The organism is Streptomyces sp. UW30 (assembly GCF_008042075.1).
Classification (GTDB): Bacteria; Actinomycetota; Actinomycetes; order Streptomycetales; family Streptomycetaceae; genus Streptomyces.
In genome coordinates, this window is the sequence record NZ_RDBN01000053.1 from 277691 (window position 1) to 301379 (window position 23689).

Genomic DNA, 23689 nt, shown 5'->3' on the forward strand with positions numbered 1-23689 from the left:
GCACTCGTTCCCTCGATCGCCGCGCATATGCATTTGGTATGCACTCAGGTGCGGAGATTCAATCTCCGCACCCTCTCCGTTCAACTACGAAGGGGTTACGCACGCCCCGGAAAGAAGATCTTCACCTCGCGCTCGGCGGACTCCTCGGAGTCGGAGGCGTGGATGAGGTTCTCGCGGACGATCACGCCGAAGTCGCCGCGGATGGAGCCCGGCGCGGCGGCGATCGGGTCGGTCGGACCGGCGAGGGCACGCAGCCCCTCGATGACCCGCTCGCCCTCGACGATCAGGGCGACGACCGGGCCGGAGGCCATGAACTCCACCAGCGGCTCGTAGAAGGGCTTGCCCTTGTGCTCGCCGTAGTGCTGCTCCAGGGTCTCCTGGTCCAGCGTGCGCAGCTCCAGCGCGGTGATCTGCCAGCCGGCCTTGCGCTCGATACGGCTGATGATCTCGCCGGTCAGGCCGCGGCGGACTGCGTCGGGCTTGAGCAGGACGAGGGTGCGCTGAGTCACGGGAGGGCTCCTTCTTACTGCTGGTGTGCGGTGGGATGAGGTTACAGGGCGTGTCCAGGCGCCTGTTACGCAGCGTCAGGGGTGGAGGAGTCCGCCTGCGCGGCGAATCTCGCCTTCGCCTCGTCGACCTTCTTGCCGTAGTGCACCGAAGCCCACCAGAGTGCCGCGAAGATCGCGCCCAGGAAGAACATCGTGGGAACGATGAACCCGGACGCGATGAGCGCGATCTGCAGGGCCCAGCCGAGGGCGACGCCGCCGGGGCGGGTCACCAGGCCGCACAGCAGCAGGCAGAGGAACATAGCGATCCCGCTGACCGTCCACACCGTCGACATGGCCAGGTCGGGATCCTTCATCGCGACCAGACCGGCGAAGCCGATGACGAAGAACTCGCCGATCAGGGTCGAGGAACAGAGCGTACGCATCTTTCGGACTCAGCCCTTCCCCAGCAGCAGCCGGGCTTCGCCGACCGTGATGACGGACCCGGTGACCAGCACACCGCCGCCCGCGAACTCGCCCTCTTCCTCGGCCAGCGTGATCGCGGCCTCCAGGGCGTCCGGCAGCCGCGGCTCGACCTGGACGCGCTCGTCGCCGAACACCTCGACGGCGATGGCGGCCAGTTCGTCGGTGTCCATGGCGCGGTGGGAGGAGTTCTGCGTGACGACGACCTCGGCGAAGATCGGCTCGAAGGCTTCCAGCAGCTCGCGCACGTTCTTGTCGCCGCTCGCGCCCACGACCCCGATCAGGCGGCTGAAGTCGAAGGCCTCCTGGATCGCCTCGGCGGTCGCCCGCGCGCCCGCCGGGTTGTGGGCGGCGTCCAGCACAACGGTCGGAGAGCGCCGTACGACCTCCATACGGCCCGGCGAAGCGACGGCCGCGAACGCCTTGCGGACCGTGTCGATGTCCAGCGACTCGGGGCGCGCGGCGCCGACGCCGAAGAACGCCTCCACGGCGGCGAGGGCGACGGCGGCGTTGTGCGCCTGGTGTGCGCCGTGCAGCGGCAGGTACACCTCGGGGTACTCACCGCCCAGTCCGCGCAGGGTGGCGAGCTGCCCGCCGACCGCGACCTGGCGCGAGACGACGCCGAACTCCAGGCCCTCGCGGGCGACGGTGGCGTCGACCTCCACGGCCTTCTTCAGCAGCACCTGGGCGGCGTCCACCGGCTGCTGGGCCATGATCACGGTGGCGTCCTGCTTGATGATGCCGGCCTTCTCGACGGCGATCTCACCCGGAGTGGAGCCCAGCCGGTCGGTGTGGTCGAGGTCTATGGGCGTCACGACGGCGACATCACCGTCAATGACGTTGGTGGCGTCCCAGGAGCCGCCCATCCCGACCTCCACGACGGCGACGTCGACGGGCGCGTCGGCGAAGGCGGCGTACGCCATGCCCGTGAGCACCTCGAAGAAGGACAGGCGGTACTCCTGCGAGGAGTCGACCATCTCGATGTACGGCTTGATGTCGTTGTACGTCTCGATGAAGCGCTCGGCGGAGATCGATGCGCCGTCGAGGCTGATCCGCTCGGTGATCGACTGGACGTGCGGCGAGGTGTAGCGGCCGGTGCGCAGCTCGAAGGCGCCGAGGAGGGCCTCGATCATGCGGGCCGTCGACGTCTTGCCGTTGGTGCCGGTGATGTGGATCGAGGGGTACGACCGCTGCGGCTCGCCGAGCACGTCCATGAGCGCGGCGATGCGGCTGACCGAGGGCTCCAGCTTGGTCTCGCCCCAGCGGGTGGCGAGCTCCGCCTCGACGGTGCGCAGGGCCTTGTCGACCTCGGGGTCCTCGGGGCGCGCGGGCACGTCGGCGCTGGGCCGGCCACCCTGGGTACGCAGGGTTCGGCTGCCTGCCTCGATGGCCGCGAGATCGGGGTCACGGTCGGTTTCTGCCGCGATGATCTCTTCGAAGGGGTCGTCGCTCTCACTCACGGGGTCAGTCTACGGAGGGGGACTGACAGAGCGCCCACGGAGTGGGGTGTCGTGGGTTGTCGGGCGACTGCGGGTCAGTCGTGGCTGGTCGCGCCCACGCGGCGGAGCCTCACATCAATACAGCCCCGCGCCCCTGGGAGACGAAAAGGTCCCCGGTGCTCACACAGCACCGGGGACCCTCGTCGACGTACGAACACCTACGCCTGCGGCAGGCGCTCCAGCTGGGCGGCGATGCGCGCGATGTCCTCGTCCGCCTTCGCGAGGCGGCCGCGGATCTTCTCCACGACGTTGTCCGGTGCCTTCGCCAGGAAGGACTCGTTGCCGAGCTTGGCGTTGGCCTGGGCCTTCTCCTTCTCGGCAGCCGCCAGGTCCTTCGCGAGGCGCTTGCGCTCCGCCGCGACGTCGATCGTGCCGGACAGGTCCAGCGCGACCGTGGCGCCCGCGACCGGGAGGGTCGCCGTCGCCGAGAAGCCCTCGCCCTCCGGCTGGAGGCGGAGCAGCTGGCGGATGGCGGCCTCGTGGGGCGCCAGCGCCGTGCCGTCCAGGGTCAGGCGGGCCGGGACACGCTGGCCCGGCTGCAGGCCCTGGTCGGCGCGGAAGCGGCGGACCTCGGTGATGACCGACTGGAGCGACTCGATCTCCCGCTCGGCGCCCTGGTCACGGAAGCCGCTGTCGCTCGGCCACTGGGCGATCACGATCGACTCGCCGCCGGTGAGGGTGGTCCACAGGGTCTCCGTGACGAACGGGACCACCGGGTGCAGCAGCTTGAGGGTGACCTCGAGGACCTCGCCGAGGACGCGCTTGCTGACCTCGGCCGGCTCGCCGCCCGCCTGGAACGTCGTCTTGGACAGCTCGACGTACCAGTCGAAGACCTCGTCCCAGGCGAAGTGGAAGAGGGCGTCGGACAGCTTGGCGAACTGGAAGTCCTCGTAGAACGCGTCGACTTCGGCGACGACTGAGTTCAGGCGGGACAGGATCCAGCGGTCGGTCGAGGACATCGCCGACGGGTCGGGCAGCGGACCGTCCACCGTCGCGCCGTTCATCAGCGCGAAGCGGGTCGCGTTCCAGATCTTGTTGGCGAAGTTGCGGGAGCCCTGGACCCAGTCCTCGCCGATCGGGACGTCGACGCCCGGGTTGGCGCCACGGGCCAGGGTGAACCTGAGCGCGTCGCTGCCGTACTTGTCCATCCAGTCCAGCGGGTTGACCGCGTTGCCGAAGGACTTCGACATCTTCTTGCCGAACTGGTCGCGGACCATGCCGTGCAGGGCGATGGTGTGGAACGGCGGGGTGCCGTCCATCGCGTACAGGCCGAACATCATCATCCGGGCGACCCAGAAGAAGAGGATGTCGTAGCCGGTGACCAGGACGGAGTTCGGGTAGAACTTCGCGAGCGACTCGGTCTGTTCGGGCCAGCCGAGGGTCGAGAAGGGCCACAGGCCGGAGGAGAACCAGGTGTCGAGGACGTCGGTGTCCTGGTGCCAGCCTTCGCCCGTGGGCGGCTCCTCGTCGGGGCCGACGCAGACGACCTCGCCGTTCGGGCCGTAGAAGACCGGGATGCGGTGACCCCACCACAACTGCCGCGAGATGCACCAGTCGTGGAGGTTGTCGACCCAGTCGAAGTACCGCTTCTCCATCTCCTGCGGGTGGATCTTGACGCGGCCGTCGCGGACCGCGTCACCGGCGGCCTTGGCGAGCGGGCCGACCTTGACCCACCACTGCATGGACAGGCGCGGCTCGATGGTGGTCTTGCAGCGCGAGCAGTGGCCGACGGAGTGGACGTACGGCCGCTTCTCGGCGACGATCCGGCCCTCGGCGCGCAGCGCGGCGACGATGGCGGAGCGGGCCTCCAGGCGGTCCAGGCCCTGGAAGGGGCCGTGGGCGGTGATGACCGCGTGCTCGTCCATGATCGTGATGGCCGGCAGGTTGTGCCGCTGGCCGATCTCGAAGTCGTTCGGGTCGTGGGCCGGGGTGACCTTGACGGCGCCGGTGCCGAACTCGGGGTCGACGTGGGTGTCGGCGACGACCGGGATCGAGCGCTCGGTCAGGGGCAGCTTGATGAGCTTGCCGACCAGGTGCTTGTAGCGCTCGTCGTCCGGGTGGACGGCGACGGCGGTGTCACCGAGCATCGTCTCGGCACGGGTCGTGGCGACGACGATGGTTTCGTCCCCGTCGCCGTACTTCATGGAGACGAGCTCGCCGTCGTCGTCCTGGTACTCGACCTCGATGTCCGAAATGGCGGTCAGACAGCGGGGGCACCAGTTGATGATGCGCTCGGCGCGGTAGATGAGCTCGTCGTCGTAGAGCCGCTTGAAGATGGTCTGGACGGCCTGGGACAGGCCCTCGTCCATGGTGAAGCGCTCACGGGACCAGGCGACAGCGTCACCGAGGCGGCGCATCTGCCCGGAGATCTGCCCGCCGGACTCGCCCTTCCACTGCCAGACGCGCTCGACGAAGGCTTCCCGCCCGAGGTCGTGCCGGGACTTGCCTTCCTTGCCCAGCTCGCGCTCGACGACGTTCTGCGTGGCGATGCCGGCGTGGTCCATGCCGGGCTGCCACAGCGTCTCGAACCCCTGCATGCGCTTACGACGCGTCAGCGCGTCGATCAGGGTGTGCTCGAAGGCGTGCCCGAGGTGCAGGCTGCCCGTGACGTTCGGCGGCGGGATGACGACGGTGTACGGCGGCTTGTCGCTCTTCGCGTCCGCCTCGAAGTACCCACGCTCTACCCAGCGCTCGTACAGCGGCCCCTCTACATCGGCCGGCGCGTACTGGGTCGGCAGTTCGGTGTCGGGCGCTGGTGGCTGCTGCTGAGCGTTCTCGGTCACGCGCCCAGTTTAGAGGTGTCGCGGGCGTGTCCCGAAACGCCTTTGTTCTGTAACGGTGGGCACCCCGATGCCATGCGTTGCCTGTGTCTGCGCCAGGATGTCAGGAACACATAAGCATCTGGAGGGGAACCCAGAAATGAGCTACAACCAGCCGGGCCCGTACGGCGGGCAGCCCCAGCAGCCCGGTCCGTACGGCGGGCAGCCTCAGCAGCCCGGTCCCTACGGCCAGCAGCCGCAGGCGCCCCAGCCCGGCTACGGCTACCCCCAGCAGGCTCCCCCGGCCCAGCCCGGGTACGGCTACCCGCAGCAGCCCCCGCAGGGCGTCCCGCCCCAGCAGCCGTACGGCCAGCAGCCCGGCTACCCCCAGCAGCAGCCGTACGGCCAGGCCCCGTACGGGATGCCGCAGCCGCCGGCGCCGGGTGGCGGCGGCAAGAAGACCGGCCTGATCATCGGCGCGGTGGCGGTCGTGGTCGCGATCGGCGTCGGGGCGTACTTCGTGCTGGGCGGCAGCAGCGGCGGCGGCGCGGGCAACCTGGAGAACGACGGGGCGCACAAGCTGGCCACGCCGGAGAAGCTGCTCAGCGAGTACACCCGCGCCAGCAAGGTCGGCGAGTCCATCGGCGGTTCCAACGACACCGCCAAGGACCTGGAGAAGAGCGGCGTCAAGAACGGCGAGAGCGTCGTCGGCGTCTACTCGACGGCGGACCTGAGCGGTTACGACCCCAGCGACCCGAGCACCACGCCGGATCTCTCCGAGCTCGCGACGGCCAAGGGCATCACGTACTTCGGCGCCTACGGCGAGGTCGCCGACCCCGAGGCGGCGCTGGACAAGTTTTTCACCGACTTCAAGAAGTCGTCCCAGCAGGAGTCCTCCTCCAGCTCCTCCGGGGCGGGCAAGACCGAGCTGGTCGGCGAGGCCGAGTCCGTCGACCTCGACGGCGCGGTCATGAAGTGCCAGGCCGCCAAGGGCACCGACCTGGCCACCAAGAAGGAGAAGACGGACTGGTTCTGCGCGTGGGCGGACTACAGCACCATCGCGATGGTGTCGCCGGGTGACACCACCAAGGGCATCGCGAAGGATGTCGCCGTGGACATCACCACGAAGGTCCGGGCGGAGATCCGCGTCAAGGCCTGACGCCCGAAGCGTCAACTGCGAAGGGGCCCCGGTCGGTTGACCGGGGCCCCTTCGCGTGTTTGTGGTCGCGGCTACGCCGACTTCTGCTCCCCCGGACCCCGCCGCGCGTCCCGCGGGATCAGGGTCGGGTTCACGTTCGAGTGGACGACGTCCGCCGTGATGACGACGCGGGCCACGTCCTTGCGGGACGGGATCTCGTACATCACGCCCTGGAGGACTTCCTCCATGATGGCGCGCAGGCCGCGGGCGCCGGTCTGGCGGAGGATGGCCTGGTCGGCGATGGCCTCCAGGGCCTCGCGCTCGAAGTCCAGCTCCACGCCGTCGAGTTCGAAGAGGCGCTGGTACTGCTTCACCAGCGCGTTGCGCGGCTCTACCAGGATCTGGAGCAGGGCCTCGCGGTCCAGGTTGTGGACCGAGGTGATGACGGGGAGGCGGCCGATGAACTCGGGGATCATGCCGAACTTGACCAGGTCCTCGGGCATGACGTCCTCGAACTGGTCCTTGGCCTCCAGCTCGCGCTTGGAGCGGATCGTCGCGCCGAAGCCGATGCCCTTGGCGCCGGCCCGGGACTCGATGAGCTTCTCCAGGCCCGCGAACGCGCCGCCCACGATGAACAGGACGTTCGTCGTGTCGATCTGGATGAACTCCTGGTGCGGGTGCTTGCGGCCGCCCTGCGGAGGGACCGAGGCCGTCGTGCCTTCCAGGATCTTCAGCAGGGCCTGCTGGACGCCCTCGCCGCTGACGTCTCGCGTGATCGACGGATTTTCACTCTTCCGCGCGACCTTGTCGATCTCGTCGATGTAGATGATCCCGGTCTCGGCCTTCTTGACGTCGTAGTCGGCCGCCTGGATCAGCTTCAGCAGGATGTTCTCGACGTCCTCGCCGACGTACCCGGCTTCCGTCAGCGCCGTCGCGTCGGCGATGGCGAACGGGACGTTCAGCATGCGCGCCAGCGTCTGCGCGAGCAGCGTCTTGCCGGAGCCCGTGGGGCCCAGCAGCAGGATGTTGGACTTCGCCAACTCGATGGCGTCGTCGCGGCCTTGGGCGCCGCCGTTCTCGCCGGCCTGGACGCGCTTGTAGTGGTTGTAGACGGCGACGGAGAGCGCCTTCTTGGCCGCTTCCTGGCCGACCACATAGCCCTCGAGGAACTCGTAGATCTCGCGGGGCTTGGGGAGTTCCTCCCAGCGCACCTCGCTGGTCTCAGCGAGCTCTTCCTCGATGATCTCGTTGCAGAGATCGATGCACTCGTCGCAGATGTACACACCAGGGCCTGCGATGAGCTTCTTGACCTGCTTCTGGCTCTTGCCGCAGAACGAGCACTTGAGCAGATCGCCGCCGTCACCGATGCGTGCCACGGTGTGCTTCCCCTTCGCCTGGGAGACGCCTGGACGTTTTCGAATCCAGCGGCTCCTGGTGCTGCCTTATGTCGACGGTACCTTGCCTGGCCCCCCGTTCGGGCCCCCCTTGGCGCGGTTCACTTTGACGTGCACCGTCCCAAACCGTGCCAAGGGGCAGCAGACAATACCGGTCCGCGTCAGCGAACGTCGGCGTTGTTCATCTTCCGGGTGGAGATGATCTGGTCGATCAGCCCGTACGCCAGCGCGTCCTCGGCCGTCAGGATCTTGTCGCGCTCGATGTCCTCGCGGATCTTCTCGATCGGCGTGGTGGAGTGCTTGGCCAGCATCTCCTCCAGCTGCGCGCGCATCCGGAGGATCTCGTTGGCGGCGATCTCCAGGTCGGAGACCTGGCCGCGGCCGGTCTCGCTGTACGGCTGGTGGATCAGCACGCGCGCGTTCGGCAGCGCCATGCGCTTGCCCGGCGTGCCGGCGGCCAGCAGGATCGCGGCGGCGGAGGCCGCCTGGCCCATGCAGACCGTCTGGATGTCCGGCTTCACGAACTGCATCGTGTCGTAGATGGCCGTGAGCGCCGTGAAGGAGCCGCCGGGGCTGTTGATGTAGACCGAGATGTCCCGGTCGGGGTCCATCGACTCCAGGCACAGCAGCTGCGCCATGACGTCGTTGGCGGAGGCGTCGTCGATCTGCACGCCGAGGAAGATCACGCGCTCCTCGAAGAGCTTCGCGTACGGGTCGTACTCGCGGATGCCCTGCGAGGTGCGCTCGACGAAGCGGGGGATCACGTAGCGGGACTCGGCGACGGGGCCTGCGTACTCGGCGCGCGTGCGGTCGTACAGGCCGCTGCCGGGGAAGTCGTTCACTGTCTGTCTCCTAGGGGCTGTGGCGGTCGGCTGGGGGCTGTCCTGGGGCCTCAGGCCCCGGTGCCGCCGCCGCCCGGGATACCGGCAGCCGTCGTGATGACGTCGTCGATGAGGCCGTACGCCTTGGCCTCCTCGGGGTCGAACCAGCGGTCGCGGTCCGAGTCACGGGTGACCTGCTCGACGGTCTGGCCGGTGTGCTGGGCCGTGAGCTCGGCCATGCGCTTCTTGGTGTGCAGCAGTCGCTCAGCGTGGATCTTGATGTCCGAGGCCGAGCCGGCGAGGCCGGCGGAGGGCTGGTGGATCAGGATCTCGGCGTTCGGCAGCGCGAAGCGCTTGCCGGGCGTGCCCGCGCTGAGCAGGAACTGGCCCATCGAGGCCGCGAGGCCCATGGCGATCGTCATCACGTCGTTCTTGATGAACTGCATGGTGTCGTAGATCGCCATGCCAGCTGTGATCGAGCCGCCCGGGCTGTTGATGTAGAGGTTGATGTCCTTGTCGGGGTCAGCCGCGGCAAGGAGCAGCAACTGTGCGGTGATCTTGTTCGCGATGTCGTCGTCGACCGGCTGGCCGAGGAAGATGATCCGCTCGTTGAGCAGCCGGTTGTAGACCTGGTCACCGAGGCCACCGCCGATGGAGGGCTCGCCGGCGGCGGAGGGCATCAGATTCGTCACGTATCCACCTGCTCGTCTTGCGACGGCGCCGGGCCGTCTCACGTGTTCTGCGTGGGCAACGGGGGCTCCCCTGCCCTCATACTCATGGACCCTAACGCGGTGGTCCTGTGCTGCAATCCCGGTTCTGCGGGTGTTCGCCGGGGGCGTAGCGCCGTGGGCGCCCCGGTGCACGCGCGTACGAAAGAAGGGCCCCGGGGATTTCACCTCCCCGGGGCCCTTCCTACGAGCTGTGTAGCGCCGTGGGCTCAGCCCTCGGACTTCTCCTCGGCGGCCTCGTCAGCGGTGCCCTCGGCGGCCTCCACCGTCTCCGTGGCCTGCTCGACCTCGTCCTCGTCGTCCAGGTCGATGACCTCGCCGTTGGTGTCCTTGACCACGGCCTTCTCGACCACGACGGCCAGGGCCTTGCCGCGGGCGACCTCGCCGACCAGGAGCGGAACCTGACCGCCCTCGACGACCGCCTGGGCGAACTGGTCGGGGGACATGCCGGAGGAGGCGGCGCGACGCATGAGGTGCTCGGTGAGCTCCTCCTGGTTGACGTTCAGCTTCTCCTGCTTGACGAGCTCGTCGAGGACGAACTGCGTCTTGATGCCCTTGACCGCGGCTTCCTTGGTCTCGGTGTCGAACTCCTCGACCGTCTTGCCCTGGATCTCGAGGTACTTCTCGAGGTCGAGGCCCATCTGGCCGAGCTGGTGGTGCTCGAGGTTGTGCTTACGGGTGTTGACCTCGTCCTCGAGCAGCTTCTCGGGGACGGGCACCTCGACGAGCTCCAGCAGCTTCTCCAGGACGCGCTCCTGGGCCTGCGTGGCCTGGTCGTACTGCTTCATGTTCTCGAGGCGCTTGCGGCTGTCGGCCTTCAGCTCGTCGAGGGTGTCGAACTCGGAGGCGAGCTGCGCGAACTCGTCGTCCAGCTCAGGCAGTTCGCGCGCGGCGACCTGGGTGACCTTGACGGTGACCTCGGCCTCCTGGCCGGCCGCGGAGCCGCCCTTGAGCTCGGAGGTGAAGGTGGCCTCGCCACCGGCCTCCAGGCCCTTCACGGCGTCGTCGATGCCCTCCAGCAGCTCGCCGGAGCCGATGGTGTAGGAGACGCCGCTCGCGACGCCGTCCTCGAGGACCTCGCCGCCGACCTGGGCCTCCAGGTCGATGGTGACGACGTCGCCGTCCTCGGCTGCGCGCTCGACCGGGGAGGTCGACGCGAAGCGCTCACGCAGCTCGGAGACGGCCTTCTCGACGTCCTCCTCGCTGACCTCGACGGCGTCGACCTCGACCTCGATGCCGGAGTAGTCCGGGATCTCGATCGTGGGACGGATGTCGACCTCGGCGGTGAAGTTCAGCGTCTCGCCGTCCTTCAGCTCGGTGATGTCGACCTCGGGCTGGCCCAGGACGTTGAGCTCGGCCTCGTTGACCGCCTCGGTGTAGAACTTCGGAAGCGCGTCGTTGACCGCCTCCTCCAGGACCGCACCGCGGCCGAACCGCTGGTCGATGACGCGCGCCGGGATCTTGCCCTTCCGGAAGCCCTTCACCGTGACCTGCTGGTTGATCTTCTTGTACGCCGCGTCGAGGCTGTCCTTGAGCTCCTCGAAGGGCACCTCGACAGTGAGCCGAACCCGGGTCGGGTTCAGGGTCTCCACGGCGCTCTTCACGGTTCGGTCTCCTTGTGGCTGACTTCTTGGGTTCTGCCGGAGCCAGACTGGTCCGGCGGATTCGCCGCCCGGAGGACTTCGTGACTTCGTACGGAGAGACACACGGGCGTGCAGCTTGCATAGTAACGGCAGCGGCGACACGCCCCCAAAGGCGATCAAGGACGCGATCACACGAGGTCGTCGCGCAAATGGCCGGTCTTCACCGGTCGTGGTCGGGGTGGCGGGATTTGAACCCACGGCCTTCCGCTCCCAAAGCGGACGCGCTACCAAGCTGCGCCACACCCCGTGCTGGTGCGACACGTAGGCTACATGCCCGCAGGCAGTGGGGCCGCCGCATTAACGGGGTGTGCGGTGAGGGGGGCCGACCCGCTACGATGCATCCTGTGCCGCGGTCATCTGACCTGCGGCGCGTCCTGTGCGGGCGTAGCTCAATGGTAGAGCCCTAGTCTTCCAAACTAGCTACGCGGGTTCGATTCCCGTCGCCCGCTCTGTAGGCCGAAGGCCCAGGTGAGAGATTGTTTCCGCTCCCTGGGCCTTTCGCGTTCCCCGGGCCGGTTCATCGCGCCGACGCTCACACGAGGCAGTGGCCGAGCAGCCATCGCGCCTTGTGCGCGGACAGGGTCAGTTCGTCCTCGTCCCCGGCGTCGATCACCAGCACCACCTCGTGGGCCGGCCAGTGCGAGGCCAGGTCCCGCAGGGTGACGGGCCGGAAGCAGGGCACCTGGGGGAAGGCCCGGAACAGCCGCTCCTGCGAGGTGAAGACCATGACCGCGGGGGTGTCGTCGACGCTTTCGATCACCGGCAGCACAAGCCGCACGAGTTCGCTGTGGTGGGACGTGTAACGGATCCCGCCGATCGCGGGAATCAGTACGTCACAGCCGGCCAGCGCCTCCAGCGCCCGTAGGTCCGGCGCGGTGGACAGGTCTTCCAGAGCCTTCCGCGCCACCGATTCGAAGACCTCTGCCGGGATCTCACTCATAGCGCACCTTCAATGCACAAAGCCACCCCCGAGATGATGGCCCGACTACCCGCGATCGGCCCGATCATGCGCGCCCCCACTTGTATCGGGAACGCCGGTGTCACAGGTCGCGTACGTCCACCGTGTAGACGGAGCGGATGCCGTACGGGACGTAGAGGGCGTTGCCGACGAGGGTCAGAGGGGCGCCCAGGCCGGTGGAGTCGGCTGTGCCGCCGTCGTCGCGGCCCTGGAGGGTGGCCTCGACCTTGCCGGTACGCAGGTTCAGGGCGGCCAGGCGGCCGCTGGGGGACGCCAGGTAGAGGTGGGTCGTGGAGGCGGTCGGCGGGCCTGACGACTCGACGGTGGAGTTGCTCTCCCAGAGCCGGCGTCCGCTGTCCGGGGCGAACGCGCGGACGCTGCCGCTGGGGAAGGTGAAGTAGAGCCTGCCGTTCAGGAGGGCAGGGGTCGCGTTCTCGGGCTGGGTCTGGGACAGCCGTACGGTCGTCACGATGTGCGTGGCGGCGTTGATCAGGGTCAGCGTGCGGCGGGAGCCGGACGTGTTCAGCACCACCAGGCGTCCGTCGGCCTGGCCCACGATGTCCTGACCCCCCTCGACCGACACGGTCCACCGGGGACGGCCGGTGGCCGGGTCCAGCTGCGCGAGGCTCGTGCCGGTGACCTCGTCGCCGGTCCACTTCTGGCACACCAGGTACGCGTTGCGGGCGGCGCTGCGCAGCAGGCACGACTGTGTGTCCGCGTCGGGCAGCGGGCGCTTCCAGCGCACCTTGCCGTCTTCGGCGTCGAGCAGGGCGTACTGCCTGCCCCTGTCGCCGTAGACGGCCACGATGCCCTCGGGCACGGAGATCGAGAACCCCTGGTCCCTGTTCGGCTCGGTGGCCTCCTCGCCCTCACCCGTGACCGTCTTCCAGATCACCTTGCCGGTCTCGGCGTCCAGCGCCTGGACCGTGAAGCGGGTGGGGAAGGTGTCGTCGACGCTCGCCCGGTCGTCGGCGCCGTAGACGTACACACGGCCGCTGCGGGCGGCGAGGATCGTGCCCTGGTCGGCGCCCCCGATGTCGTCGGGGGTCTCGTCGATCGGCCGGGCCCAGGTGTTGCTTCCGTCGGCGAGTGCGAAGCGGGTCGCCATGACGTCGTCGCCCGCGCACACCAGGGATCTGCCGGTGGCACCGCAGCGGCTGAACGGACCGTCGGCGTCCACCGGGTCCTCGTCGACGGTCGGGGCCTTCGACTTGTTGTGCCAGGCCTGCCAGCCGAGCGGGAGATTCCCCCCGGGATTCCCGGGGCGGGAGTCGTCGCCGTTGAGGGCGACCGTCGTGGTGGCGACGGCCGCGAGGGCGACGGCGCCCGCCGCCGAGGCCAGCCAGAGGCCTCCGCGGCGCCGGCGGGGGCGGGCGGTGTCCACGACCGTCGGTGTCTCGTCCACCGGGCGCGGGTCGGGCAGCTCGCCGTCGCGCAGGAGGCGGAGCAATTCGTCCGGCGACGGACGGGACTTGTGGTGCTTTTCCAGGCACAGCTGGACGAACGGGAGCAACTCGGACGGGACGCCGTCGAGTTCCGCGTCGCCGTCGACGACCCGCAGAGCCGTCTCGTAGGGACTCTGGCTGTCGAACGGGCCGTGACCGGTGGCGGCGTATGCGACGACCGAGCCGAGGGAGAAGACGTCGGCGGCGGGGCCCACGTCCTGCGGGGACGAGAACTGCTCGGGGGACATGAAGGGCGGTGTGCCCATCACGCGGCCGGTCTGGGTGAGGACGTCGGACGCGGCGAACTCGGTGGCGCGGGAGATGCCGAAGTCGATGACGCGGGGGCCGTCCTCGGCGAGCATCACGTTGGCCGGTTTCAGGTCGCGGTGGACCATTCCGGCGCGGTGGATGTCGCGGATGGCCTCGGCGAGGCCGGCGGCCAGTTCACGCAGTCGCGGCAGCGGCAGCGGGCCGTGGCGGCGGACGTGGGTGCCGAGGTCCTCGCCGGGGATGTAGAGCGTGGCCATCCAGGGGCGCGACGCGTCGGCGTCCGCGTCCACGACGGGGGCCGTGAAGGCGCCGCTGACCTGGCGGGCGGCGGCCACCTCTCGGCGGAAGCGGAGACGGAACTCGTCGTCGTCGGCGTATTGCGCGTGCACGACCTTGAGGGCGAGGCGACGACCGGAGGCGGAGCGGGCGAGGTACACCACGCCCATGCCACCGGACCCGAGGCGGTCCTCGATCCGGTAGCCGCCGACCTCCGCAGGGTCCGTTTCGCGCAGCGCCATCCCGTACGTCCCCCCTTTCGCGCCGTCGTTCCATACGTTCGACGATCGCGAACGAGGGTATCCGTACCCCTCCAGGCCGCCCCGCGGACCCTAGAACTGGATCGAGTTGATGGTCTCGGCTATCGAGTTGAGGAAGCGCTGGATGTCGTCCGCCATGCCGGTCGAGGCAAGGAAGAAGCCGAACAGCACGGCGACGACGGCGGGGCCGGCCTTCAGGGATCCACCACGGATCAGCACCACCAAGACGATCGCCAACAGCAGCACCACTGACAGCGAAATGGCCACAACAGATCACACCCTCGGTCGGTCCGCTCTCCCGGCCCGGGGACGCGACCCAGCGCACCCCCGCCAGAACCATCGTGCCACCAACCGGGCCCCGCTATGCGGCACGTGACGTTTCGTTCGCCACACCTGTGCCGGAACTGTGCGGGTCCTCGGCACGCACCGACCTCTCACATCGCGCACGTACGGCAATTCGCGAAGACGCTTCCGCGGAGAATTCGACGGGATCGTTTCCATCGCCACACAACATGTTCGCCGGTATTTCGAATTCGCGGCACGGTGATCATTTCAACGGCGTCACCTCCTCGCCATATGCACTACTTAGTCCGGATGAATCCGGACAAGACGGATGACCAACGGGTGTCTGCCAGGTGCATGTTCGTTGTACACGCGAAGTCGCGCGCAATAACCGCTAATGACCTCGGGGGTTTTACGAAATCCCACAGGCAACGCTAGGGTGCCTCAGATGTTCCACGCTGCCTCGTCCCCCGCATGCGCAGCGAGGTCCTGGATCCACTACCCGGGCTTCCGACGGGAGGGTCTGTGACGGACTCGCTTCGACCGCACGGCCACCACAGAGCGCCACTCCCCCCGACACAGCAGTCGGCGGACGGAGTGCCGAGTCCGCGCTCACCGCAGAGCCAGAAGGCTCAAGGCGACGCCAGAGCCGCGTCCAGCGGTGCCAAGCAGCGCGACGCGTTCTTCGACAACGCCAAGTACCTGGCGATCGTGCTCGTCGCCATAGGCCACGCCTGGGAGCCGATCAAGGGCGACAGCCGGATCCTGGAAGCCGTGTACACCGTCGTGTACTCCTTCCACATGCCGGCGTTCATCATCATCTCCGGCTTCTTCTCGCGCAGTTTCGACGCGACCCCGGGCCGGCTGAAGCGGCTGATCACCGGCGTCGCCGTGCCGTACATCGTCTTCGAGACGGCCTATCCGCTCTTCAAGCGCTGGATCGACGACGACCCCGGCCAGGACATCAGCCTCCTGGACCCGTGGTACCTGACATGGTTCCTGTGCGCGCTGTTCATCTGGCGGATGACGACCCCCATCTGGAAGATGGTGCGCTGGCCGCTGCCGATCGCGCTCGGCCTCGCCATGGCGGGGACCGTCACGCCGGAGATCGGTGACGACCTGGACCTTCAGCGGGTTCTGCAGTTCCTGCCGTACTTCGTGCTGGGTCTGATCATGAAGCCCGAGCACTTCCACATGGTGCGCACGCGCACGGTGCGGATCGTGTCCGTGCCGGTGTTCGCGGTCGCGCTGGCCTTCGGCTGGTGGGCGGTGCCGCGTATGAACACCGCGTGGTTCTACCACCGCGACGCCGCGCAGGAGCTGCACGCGCCGTGGTGGACCGGGCCGGTCATGGTGCTGGCGATGTTCGGCTGTTCGCTGGTGCTGACGGCCTGCTTCTTCGCCTGGGTGCCGCGTCGGCACATGTGGTTCACGGCGCTCGGCGCGGGCACGCTGTACGGCTATCTGCTGCACGGCTTCATCGTGAAGGCCGGTGACTATCAGGGCTGGTTCGAGCCGGCCTGGCTGCACCGGCCGCTCGGCGAGATCTTCGTCACCGTCGTCGCGGCTGCCGGGGTCACGGTGCTGTGCACCGCGCCGGTGCAGCGGGTCTTCCGGTTCGCGATGGAGCCCAGGATGGAGTGGGCGTTCAAGCGGGACGCCGCTCAGTTGGCCCGGGAGCGGGAGAAGCGGGAGGGGGCGGCGGCGCGCGAGAAGGTCAACGCCTGATCCTGCGCCGTTCCTTCACATCGGGGAGGGTCATCCTTCCGCCAGACCGAGAAGTGCGTGCATGCGTGCGTACTTCTCGGTCAGTCTTTTTCTTGTCATCTCGTCCAGGGCGGCCAGGCGGTCGGGGTTCGCGTTGTGTGCCAGGTCCGCCTGCTTCACCAGTAGGGCGCCCGGGGTGGCGAGGATGCGTGCCGCGTACGCCTCCGGCGGTTCTCCGGGGTGCTTGGTGACTGCGCGTACCACGTCCTTGGTACGGCGGGTCAGCGCGGCCTCCTCCAGCCACTGGTCGGACAGGGCGTCGTCCTCGACTGCGTCGTGCAGCCAGGCCGCCGCGATCTGGTCGTCGTCGCCGCCGCGGGTGCGTACGCCCTCGGCTACGGCGCTCAGGTGCTCGGTGTAGGGGCGTCCGGCCTTGTCGGTCTGGTTCGCGTGGGCTGCGCGGGCTATGGCCTCGACGTCGGCCAGGGACAGGTTCTGCTGCGGTGTCTCTGTCACGGGTCCAGTGTCCCGCCCCCGCCGCCCCTACCCGTCCCGTCCCCAAGGGGCGGAGTCCCCTCTGTCAGCGGGGTGTCGTTGTTGTCGGGCCCTCTCGGGAGATCAGTAGGAGGGCTCGGTCGTCGTTGACGTCCTTTGCCACTGCCTCGATCAGGTGCCAGGCTGCGCCGTGGAAACCGCCGGCCACGTAGCGGTCGGCCTCGCCGGTCAGGCGGTCTATGCCTTCGACGATGTCTCGGTCCGAGGTTTCGACCAGGCCGTCCGTGAACAGCATCAGTACGTCGCCGGGGCGCAGGGAGCCCTTGACGGGGTCGAACTGGGCGCCGTCGTACACACCGAGGAGGGGGCCCTCGGCCGCCTTCTCCTCCCAGCGGCCGCTGCCCGCGCTGAGCTGGAGGCCTGGTGGGTGGCCTGCCGAGTACAGCTCGTAGTCGCCCGAGTCCAGGTCCAGGACCAGGTGGATCGAGGTCGCGAAGCCCTCGTCCCAGTCCTGGCGCAGCAGGTAGCCGTTGGCCGCCGGCAGGAACGCGTGCGGGGGCAGGCTGCCCAGTAGGCCGCCGAAGGCTCCGGAGAGCAGGAGGGCGCGGGAGCCGGCGTCCATGCCCTTGCCCGATACGTCCGTCAGCACGGCTTCCAGGGTGCGGCCGCCGTTCGTGCGGGCCGCCACCACGAAGTCGCCCGAGAAGGACTGGCCGCCCGCCGGGCGCAGGGCCATCTCGCGATGCCAACCGTGCGGCAGTTGCGGCAGCTTGCTCTGTACGCGGATGCGTTCGCGCAGGTCGAAGAGCATCGTGCCGCCACGCCGCCAGGGCACGCCCACGCGGCTGCGGAACTGTGCGATGAGCAGCCCGAAGAAGCCGCACGCCGCCACCACCAGGACCACGCCCGGGGTGACGCGGGAGGGGCCTTCCGTGTACGGCCCGAGCTGCACCGACTCCACGATCAGTGCCGTGGCCGCCGCCGCGTACAGGCCCAGCAGGCTCGCCGGGCGCAGCAGCAGCCCGCCCGCGACGATCGGCAGGACCAGGGCGGCCGGTGAGAACCACACCGGGTTGGCCATCGTCACGGCGCAGATCAGGGGAACCGTCAGGAGCAGGCCGGCCAGTGCGATCCAGTCCGAGCCGTCACCGCGGAAGTAGTCCACGGCGCTTCTGCGCAGGCCGACGCGGACCCGGTGCCAGTGCATCCTCAACCGGGCCGTGAACGTCTCGGCCGCCGTGCGCCGCTCTCGTCCTGCTGCCATTAGTTCGGGACCCTATCCATCGGACCAGCTGCTTGGCACGGGAGGTCCCACTTGTCCCCCGTCCGAGGTTCAACTTCACAGTGAACTTCACGGAAAGGGGTCCCGCCGCCGCCAAGGAGAAATTCCCTCGCTCGTCCTGCAATGCCCTGGTAGGCATGGTTCATGGGGAAAAACAGTGCGAGCGAGACCGGCCGCCCCGAGCTGCGGGTGGTGAAGCAGGGTGAGTGGGACGTCTGGTACGACACGCTCATCCGTGCCTTCGGCGGCGTACCGGAGGCGGCCGAGGAGCGGGAGTTGTGGGACGAGCTCCTCGACCTCGACCGTTCCCTCGGCGCCTGGGACGGGGAGACGTGCGTGGCCACGGCCGGCGCGTTCGCCTTCCGGCTCACCGTGCCCGGCGGAGCCGCCCTGCCCGCCGCCGGCGTCACCATGGTCAGCGTCGCCGCCACGCACCGGCGGCGCGGCCTGCTGACGTCGATGATGCGCAAGCAGCTGGACGACGTGCGAGCGTGGGGCTGGCCGCTGGCGATCCTGACCGCCTCGGAGCCGGAGATCTACGGCCGGTTCGGCTACGGCATCGGCAGCTTCCAGGTGAGCGCCGAGATCGACACGACGCGCGTGAGCCTGTCCGTGCCGCCGGGCACCGATGACGTACATCTGCGTTACGCCGCACCGGCCGACGTCCTCGACGTGTGCGAGGCGGTGTACGCGCGCAGGCTGTCCGGCCGGCCGGGGATGATCGCGCGGATTCCCGGCTGGGAGCGGCTCGGCCTGGTGGACCCGGAGAGCGAGCGGGAGGGGGCGTCGCCGCTGCAGTGCGTGCTGGCGGAGCGCGGCGGTGAGGTCGTCGGGTACGCGCGCTTCCACGTCAAGCCGGAGTGGGACGCGAGCGGGGCCAAGGGCGCCGTGCGCCTGCGGGACCTGCACGCTCTCGACCCGGCGGCGCAGGCGGCGCTGTGGCGGTTCCTGTTCGACATCGACCTGACGTCCACGGTGAAGGCGTACGCGCGGCCGGTGGACGAGTCGTGGCAGTACCAGGTGTCCGACATCCGGCGCTGTGCGGTGCGGGTGCGCGACGCGCTGCATGTCCGGCTGGTGGACGTCGCCGCGGCGCTTCAGGCGCGGACGTACCAGGCTCCGGTGGACGTGGTGTTCGAGGTGGAGGACGCCTTCTGTCCCTGGAACGCGGGGCGTTGGCGGCTGAGCGGGGATGCCAAGGGCGCGTCGTGCGAGCGTACGACGGACGCGGCCGATCTCGCCCTGTCCGTACGGGAGTTGGGGGCGGCCTACCTCGGCGGGGTGAGCCTCGCGGCGCTGGGCGCGGCCGGGCGGGTGCGGGAGCTTCGGCAGGGGGCGCTGACGGAGGCGTCGGTGGGGTTCGCGTCCACTGTGGCGCCGTGGCTGCCGCACGGCTTCTGACGCGCGCTCGACCCCTTTACGGGCGCTGGCAGTTCGGGCACCAGAAGAGGTTGCGGGCGGCGAGGTCGGCGGTGCGGATCTCGCTGTCGCAGATGTGGCAGGGCAGGGTGGCCCGGCGGTAGACGTAGACCTCGCCGCCGTGGTCGTCGACGCGGGGCGGGCGGCCCATCGCCTCCGGGGTGTGCTCGGGGCGGACGGTGTCGATGCGGTTGTTGCGGACGCCCTCGTGCATGAGCTCTACGAGGTCCGTCCAGATCGCGTCCCACTGGGCCGGGGTGATGTCCTTGCCGGCGCGGTACGGGTCGATGCGGTGGCGGAAGAGGACCTCGGCGCGGTAGACGTTGCCGACGCCCGCGATGACCTTCTGGTCCATGAGCAGGGCGGCGATGGTCGTACGGCTGCGGGAGATCCGCATGAACGCCGTGTGCGGGTCGGCGTCGTCGCGCAGGGGGTCGGGGCCCAGGCGGTCGTGTATCGCCTGCTTCTCGGTGTGCGTGATCAGGGCGCAGGTGGTGGGGCCGCGCAGGTCCACGTACGCCGTGGTGTTCGCCAGGCGGAGTCGGACTGTGTCCGTGGGTGGGGGTGCGGGGGCGTCGCCGAAGTTGACCTTGCCGAAGAGGCCGAGGTGGATGTGGATCCAGTCGGCGTCCCGGAAGCCGAGGAAGAGGTGCTTTCCGTGGGCCTCGGTGTGGGTGAGTTCGGCGCCGTCGAGGAGGGCTGCGGCGTCGGAGAACTTGCCCTGGGGGCTGGTGACCCGGGGGGTCGTGCCGAGGAAGGCGGCGGCGTAGTCCTGGGCCAGCCGGTGGATCGTGTGCCCCTCAGGCACGGTGGCTCCTTTTTGGTGTGCGTGGGTGGGCGGCGCGGCTCTCTTTTCGCCCCCGCCGCCCCTGCCCTTCCCATCCCCAGGGGCTGCCGCCCCTACGACCCGCCCAGGGGGCTCCGCCCCCTGACCCCCGTCGGCCTGAAGGGCCTCGTCCTCAAACGCCGGACGGGCTGGGGTGCCTCGACCGGCGTGAGAAGGCGCTGCGCCGCTGAAAACTACTGCTGCGGGTGGTGGGCCGGGATCGAGGGCAGGTCGCCCGTCGTCTCGTAGGCCGCGAGCATGTCGATGCGGCGGATGTGGCGCTCGTCACCGGAGAAGGGGGTGCCCAGGAAGGTTTCGACGAACTTGGTCGCCTCTTCCCTCGTGTGCATGCGCGCGCCGACCGCGACGACGTTGGCGTTGTTGTGCTGGCGGCCCAGGGAGGCCGTCTCCTCGCTCCAGGCGAGCGCCGCGCGGACGCCCTTCACCTTGTTCGCGGCGATCTGCTCACCGTTGCCCGAGCCGCCGATCACGATGCCGAGGGCGTCGGGGTCCGCGGCCGTCCGCTCCGCCGCACGGAGACAGAAGGGCGGGTAGTCGTCCTGGGCGTCGTAGATGTGGGGGCCGCAGTCCACGGGATCGTGGCCGGCCGCCTTCAGCCAGTCGACGAGGTGGTTCTTGAGTTCGTAGCCCGCATGGTCCGAGCCGAGATACACGCGCATGGGACGAGTGTGACACGGCTGTTTCCGGGCAGCAGCGTCGGGTGTCGATCGCGTCAACTGTGATCTGGACTATGGAAGCTCAAGGAAACCTCAAGTAACAATCACGAATCAAAGGTTCCCGAATCCGTTCTCCTCCGATTCACTGGTCCGACTCGTACGCCACACGCAATCCGCTTGTGCGAGAACCGCTCCCCACGGCGCAAAGGAAATCCGTTCCATGACTTCGCAGCCGACGCAGAAAACGGCCGAACCGGCCGCAGGCGGCCACGGCCTACAGGCCGGGCTCAAGAACCGTCATCTGTCCATGATCGCCATCGGCGGCGTCATCGGCGCAGGGCTCTTCGTCGGGTCCAGCTCCGGTATCGCCACCGCCGGACCCGGCATTCTCCTGTCGTACGCCCTCGTCGGCACGCTCGTGGTGCTGGTGATGCGGATGCTCGGTGAGATGTCGGCGGCCAACCCGACGTCCGGGTCGTTCTCCGCCCACGCCGACCGGGCGCTCGGCCGCTGGGCCGGCTTCTCCATCGGCTGGCTGTACTGGTTCTTCTGGGTGGTCGTGCTGGCGGTCGAGGCGACCGCCGGTGCGGTGATCCTGGAGGGCTGGATCCCGTCCGTCCCGCAGTGGGCCTGGGCCCTGATCGTGATGGTCGTACTGACCGCCACCAACCTGGTCTCCGTCGCGTCGTACGGCGAGTTCGAGTTCTGGTTCGCCGGTATCAAGGTCGTCGCGATCGCCGCGTTCATCATCATCGGCGGGCTGGCCGTCTTCGGGCTGCTGCCGGGCGTCGACAGCGATCAGGCGGGACTGAGCAACCTCACCGAGCACGGCGGATTCCTGCCCAACGGCCCCGGCGCCATCCTCACCGGTGTGCTGCTCGTCGTCTTCTCCTTCATGGGCAGCGAGATCGCCACCCTTGCCGCCGGTGAGTCCGAGAACCCGCAGCAGGCCGTCACCAAGGCCACCAACAGCATCATCTGGCGTGTCGCCGTCTTCTACCTCGGCTCGATCTTCGTCGTCGTGGCCCTGCTTCCGTGGGACAGCAAGGCCATCGCCGAGGACGGCTCGTACGTGGCCGCGCTCGACTCCCTCGGCATCCCGCACGCCGGTCAGATCATGAACTTCATCGTGCTGACCTCGGTGCTGTCCTGCCTCAACTCGGGCCTCTACACCGCCTCCCGCATGGCCTTCTCCCTCGGCCAGCGCGGGGACGCGCCGAAGGCCTTCGCCCGCACGACCGGCAACGGTGTGCCGCGCACGGCGATCCTCGCCTCCGTGGCGTTCGGCTTCGTGGCCGTGTTCTTCAACTACAAGTTCCCGGACTCCGTCTTCCTCTTCCTCGTCAACTCCTCCGGTGCGGTCGCACTGTTCGTCTGGCTGGCGATCTGCTTCTCGCAGCTGCGCATGCGCAAGATCATCCAGCGCGAGGCGCCCGAGAAGCTCGTCGTGAAGATGTGGCTGTACCCGTACCTGACCTGGGCGACGGCCGCGCTGATCGTGTTCGTGCTCGGCTACATGCTGACCGACACCGAGCACGACGGCCGCAAGACCGTGCTGCTGTCCCTGCTGGTGGCCGCGGTCGTGCTGGTCATCGCCTTCGTGAAGCAGAGGGTCGGCGGCGGGCGCCCGGTGAGCGTCGAGGCCGCCGCCGCGGACGAGACGCGTGACGAGGTCAAGACCGGCTGAGTCGTACGTCCGCCGGTGTGCCGGCAGCCGAGGGGCGGTGGGGTGCGTACCCTGCCGCCCCTCGGCCTTTTCCCGTCCGGCCCTCGTCCAGTCCTCGTCCGGTCCTCGTCCGGTCACAGCACCGTGAAGCCGTCCCTCACCTTCTCGTAGGTCTTCAGGGCCTGTGCCTCGATGTCCGGGCGGTACCACGTGTTGATCTGGTACGACTTCCCGCCCACGGTGAAGCCGAGCAGGCGGGCGTGCCAGGGGTCGCCCCGCAAGGTGAAGGTGTACTCCCAGACGACTGCCGGGTATCCGCGGAAGGTCGTGCGCTCCAGGCGGATCTTGCTGTAGTCGCCCTGTTGGGCGTTCTGTTCGGACTTCTGCCAGGAGTCCATCAGGTCGTCGCGAGCCACGGACGACTTGGCGGCGAGTTCCTGTCTGGCGTCCGGTGACGTGTAGTGCACCTCGGAGCCGGTCTGGACGTCCCGCTGCCAGCCCTCGGGCGGCACCCACGCGAACCCGCCCGCCTCCCGGCGCGCGCCGGGTGGCAGGCTCTGCGGCCTCGACGTGCCCTCGACCGTGGACGACGGGGAGGACGCGGCCTGGGAGGCCGACGGTGAGGAGCCCGACTGGTCGTCCTTCGGTGACCCGAAGTCGCTCGCCAGGACCACCGCGACGACCGCGCCCGCGGCGACGATGCCGAGGGCGGCGACGATTCCCGTACGGCGATGCCCGCGCCGGGGTCGGGGGCGGGCCGCAACCGCCGGGCCGGGGAACTCGCCGGGCGGCATGGGGCCGTGGGACCGGAAACCGCGCTGCGGGGGTCCCGCCCCTGGGGCCGGCCGTCGCTCGGTCGCCGCTTCGGATCGCTCCAGGGAGACGCCGGCGCGGTGGGGTGTGGGGCCCGTGGAGTTGCCGGCCGGGGTGGCCGAGTGGACGTCCGAACGGGAATCGGGGGCGAGTTCCGTGGAGGCATTGGAGGCGTTGGGGGCGCGGGGAGTCGGCGTTACCGGACGCCAGACAGGAACTCGCCGCCAAGTCGTCCGTGGCTCGCGACGACCTGATGGACTCCTGGCAGAAGTCCGAACAGAACGCCCAACAGGGCGACTACAGCAAGATCCGCCTGGAGCGCACGACCTTCCGCGGATACCCGGCAGTCGTCTGGGAGTACAC

At 69.0% G+C, this 23689-nt stretch carries 20 protein-coding genes and 2 tRNA genes; 5 read left to right on the plus strand and 17 right to left on the minus strand.

Going from position 1 to position 23689, the window contains the following annotated elements; all coding sequences use genetic code 11:
* Positions 1–95 precede the first annotated feature (95 nt).
* From ndk to EAO75_RS35420, 4 genes are all read right to left on the minus strand, one after another.
* The gene (gene ndk / locus EAO75_RS35405; protein WP_030052239.1) at positions 96–509 is read right to left on the minus strand and encodes a nucleoside-diphosphate kinase; all 414 of its coding nucleotides are present in this window, start codon (positions 507–509) and stop codon (positions 96–98) included.
* 65 nt (positions 510–574) lie between these two features.
* Positions 575–931: a DUF4233 domain-containing protein gene (locus EAO75_RS35410; RefSeq protein WP_147999241.1), complete on the minus strand. Its 357-nt coding sequence runs from the start codon at positions 929–931 to the stop codon at positions 575–577.
* A 9-nt stretch (positions 932–940) separates the two neighbouring features.
* Complete coding sequence (folC, locus tag EAO75_RS35415; protein WP_147999242.1) at positions 941–2428, minus strand: bifunctional tetrahydrofolate synthase/dihydrofolate synthase; 1488 nt, start codon at positions 2426–2428, stop codon at positions 941–943.
* A 197-nt stretch (positions 2429–2625) separates the two neighbouring features.
* Positions 2626–5250, minus strand: a complete 2625-nt coding sequence (locus EAO75_RS35420; protein ID WP_147999243.1) for a valine--tRNA ligase — start codon at positions 5248–5250, stop codon at positions 2626–2628.
* Positions 5251–5386: 136 nt separating this feature from the next.
* On the opposite strand from EAO75_RS35420, the gene EAO75_RS35425 reads away from it, so the two are divergent.
* The gene (locus EAO75_RS35425; protein ID WP_147999244.1) at positions 5387–6385 is read left to right on the plus strand and encodes a hypothetical protein; all 999 of its coding nucleotides are present in this window, start codon (positions 5387–5389) and stop codon (positions 6383–6385) included.
* Between the two features lie 71 nt (positions 6386–6456).
* Here the strand turns inward: EAO75_RS35425 and clpX are convergent, their stop codons facing one another.
* The 5 genes from clpX to EAO75_RS35450 all read right to left on the minus strand — a co-directional run bounded on the left by clpX (position 6457) and on the right by EAO75_RS35450 (position 11197).
* Positions 6457–7740 carry an ATP-dependent Clp protease ATP-binding subunit ClpX gene (clpX, locus tag EAO75_RS35430; protein ID WP_147999245.1) on the minus strand — a complete coding sequence of 428 codons (1284 nt, stop codon included), beginning with the start codon at positions 7738–7740 and terminating at the stop codon, positions 6457–6459.
* A gap of 179 nt (positions 7741–7919) precedes the next feature.
* Complete coding sequence (locus EAO75_RS35435; RefSeq protein WP_147999246.1) at positions 7920–8600, minus strand: ATP-dependent Clp protease proteolytic subunit; 681 nt, start codon at positions 8598–8600, stop codon at positions 7920–7922.
* Positions 8601–8650: 50 nt separating this feature from the next.
* A complete protein-coding gene (locus tag EAO75_RS35440) occupies positions 8651–9259 on the minus strand; it encodes an ATP-dependent Clp protease proteolytic subunit (protein ID WP_187284805.1) in 609 nt (202 codons plus the stop codon).
* 257 nt (positions 9260–9516) lie between these two features.
* Positions 9517–10911, minus strand: coding sequence for a trigger factor (gene tig, locus EAO75_RS35445; protein ID WP_147999248.1), 1395 nt, complete (start codon positions 10909–10911; stop codon positions 9517–9519).
* A gap of 209 nt (positions 10912–11120) precedes the next feature.
* Positions 11121–11197: transfer RNA gene (locus EAO75_RS35450), tRNA-Pro, on the minus strand.
* A 131-nt stretch (positions 11198–11328) separates the two neighbouring features.
* Here EAO75_RS35450 and EAO75_RS35455 point away from each other — a divergent pair.
* A tRNA-Gly gene (locus EAO75_RS35455) sits at positions 11329–11399 on the plus strand.
* Between the two features lie 83 nt (positions 11400–11482).
* Here EAO75_RS35455 and EAO75_RS35460 read toward each other — a convergent pair.
* From EAO75_RS35460 to EAO75_RS35470, 3 genes are all read right to left on the minus strand, one after another.
* Positions 11483–11890, minus strand: a complete 408-nt coding sequence (locus EAO75_RS35460; protein WP_147999249.1) for an SseB family protein — start codon at positions 11888–11890, stop codon at positions 11483–11485.
* A gap of 100 nt (positions 11891–11990) precedes the next feature.
* Entirely contained in the window at positions 11991–14141 is a 2151-nt protein-coding gene (locus EAO75_RS35465) for a protein kinase domain-containing protein (protein WP_147999250.1), read from the minus strand.
* 90 nt (positions 14142–14231) lie between these two features.
* Positions 14232–14426: a hypothetical protein gene (locus EAO75_RS35470; protein WP_004001285.1), complete on the minus strand. Its 195-nt coding sequence runs from the start codon at positions 14424–14426 to the stop codon at positions 14232–14234.
* 540 nt (positions 14427–14966) lie between these two features.
* Between EAO75_RS35470 and EAO75_RS35475 the strand changes: the two genes are divergently transcribed.
* A complete protein-coding gene (locus tag EAO75_RS35475; protein WP_147999251.1) occupies positions 14967–16169 on the plus strand; it encodes an acyltransferase family protein in 1203 nt (400 codons plus the stop codon).
* 30 nt (positions 16170–16199) lie between these two features.
* Here the strand turns inward: EAO75_RS35475 and EAO75_RS35480 are convergent, their stop codons facing one another.
* Together EAO75_RS35480 and EAO75_RS35485 are read right to left on the minus strand one after the other, a co-directional pair.
* The gene (locus tag EAO75_RS35480) at positions 16200–16664 is read right to left on the minus strand and encodes an HD domain-containing protein (protein WP_187284717.1); all 465 of its coding nucleotides are present in this window, start codon (positions 16662–16664) and stop codon (positions 16200–16202) included.
* A 64-nt stretch (positions 16665–16728) separates the two neighbouring features.
* A complete protein-coding gene (locus tag EAO75_RS35485) occupies positions 16729–17907 on the minus strand; it encodes a PP2C family protein-serine/threonine phosphatase (RefSeq protein WP_147999252.1) in 1179 nt (392 codons plus the stop codon).
* A gap of 162 nt (positions 17908–18069) precedes the next feature.
* Between EAO75_RS35485 and EAO75_RS35490 the strand changes: the two genes are divergently transcribed.
* Positions 18070–19326, plus strand: coding sequence for a GNAT family N-acetyltransferase (locus EAO75_RS35490; protein ID WP_187284718.1), 1257 nt, complete (start codon positions 18070–18072; stop codon positions 19324–19326).
* A gap of 16 nt (positions 19327–19342) precedes the next feature.
* Here the strand turns inward: EAO75_RS35490 and EAO75_RS35495 are convergent, their stop codons facing one another.
* The gene (locus EAO75_RS35495; RefSeq protein WP_147999253.1) at positions 19343–20152 is read right to left on the minus strand and encodes an Fpg/Nei family DNA glycosylase; all 810 of its coding nucleotides are present in this window, start codon (positions 20150–20152) and stop codon (positions 19343–19345) included.
* A gap of 212 nt (positions 20153–20364) precedes the next feature.
* Entirely contained in the window at positions 20365–20850 is a 486-nt protein-coding gene (locus EAO75_RS35500) for a ribose-5-phosphate isomerase (RefSeq protein WP_147999254.1), read from the minus strand.
* A 217-nt stretch (positions 20851–21067) separates the two neighbouring features.
* Here EAO75_RS35500 and EAO75_RS35505 point away from each other — a divergent pair, with 217 nt between their 5' ends.
* A complete protein-coding gene (locus EAO75_RS35505) occupies positions 21068–22534 on the plus strand; it encodes an amino acid permease (protein ID WP_147999255.1) in 1467 nt (488 codons plus the stop codon).
* A 113-nt stretch (positions 22535–22647) separates the two neighbouring features.
* Here the strand turns inward: EAO75_RS35505 and EAO75_RS35510 are convergent, their stop codons facing one another.
* A complete protein-coding gene (locus EAO75_RS35510; RefSeq protein WP_147999256.1) occupies positions 22648–23307 on the minus strand; it encodes a hypothetical protein in 660 nt (219 codons plus the stop codon).
* Between the last annotated feature and the right edge of the window lie 382 nt (positions 23308–23689).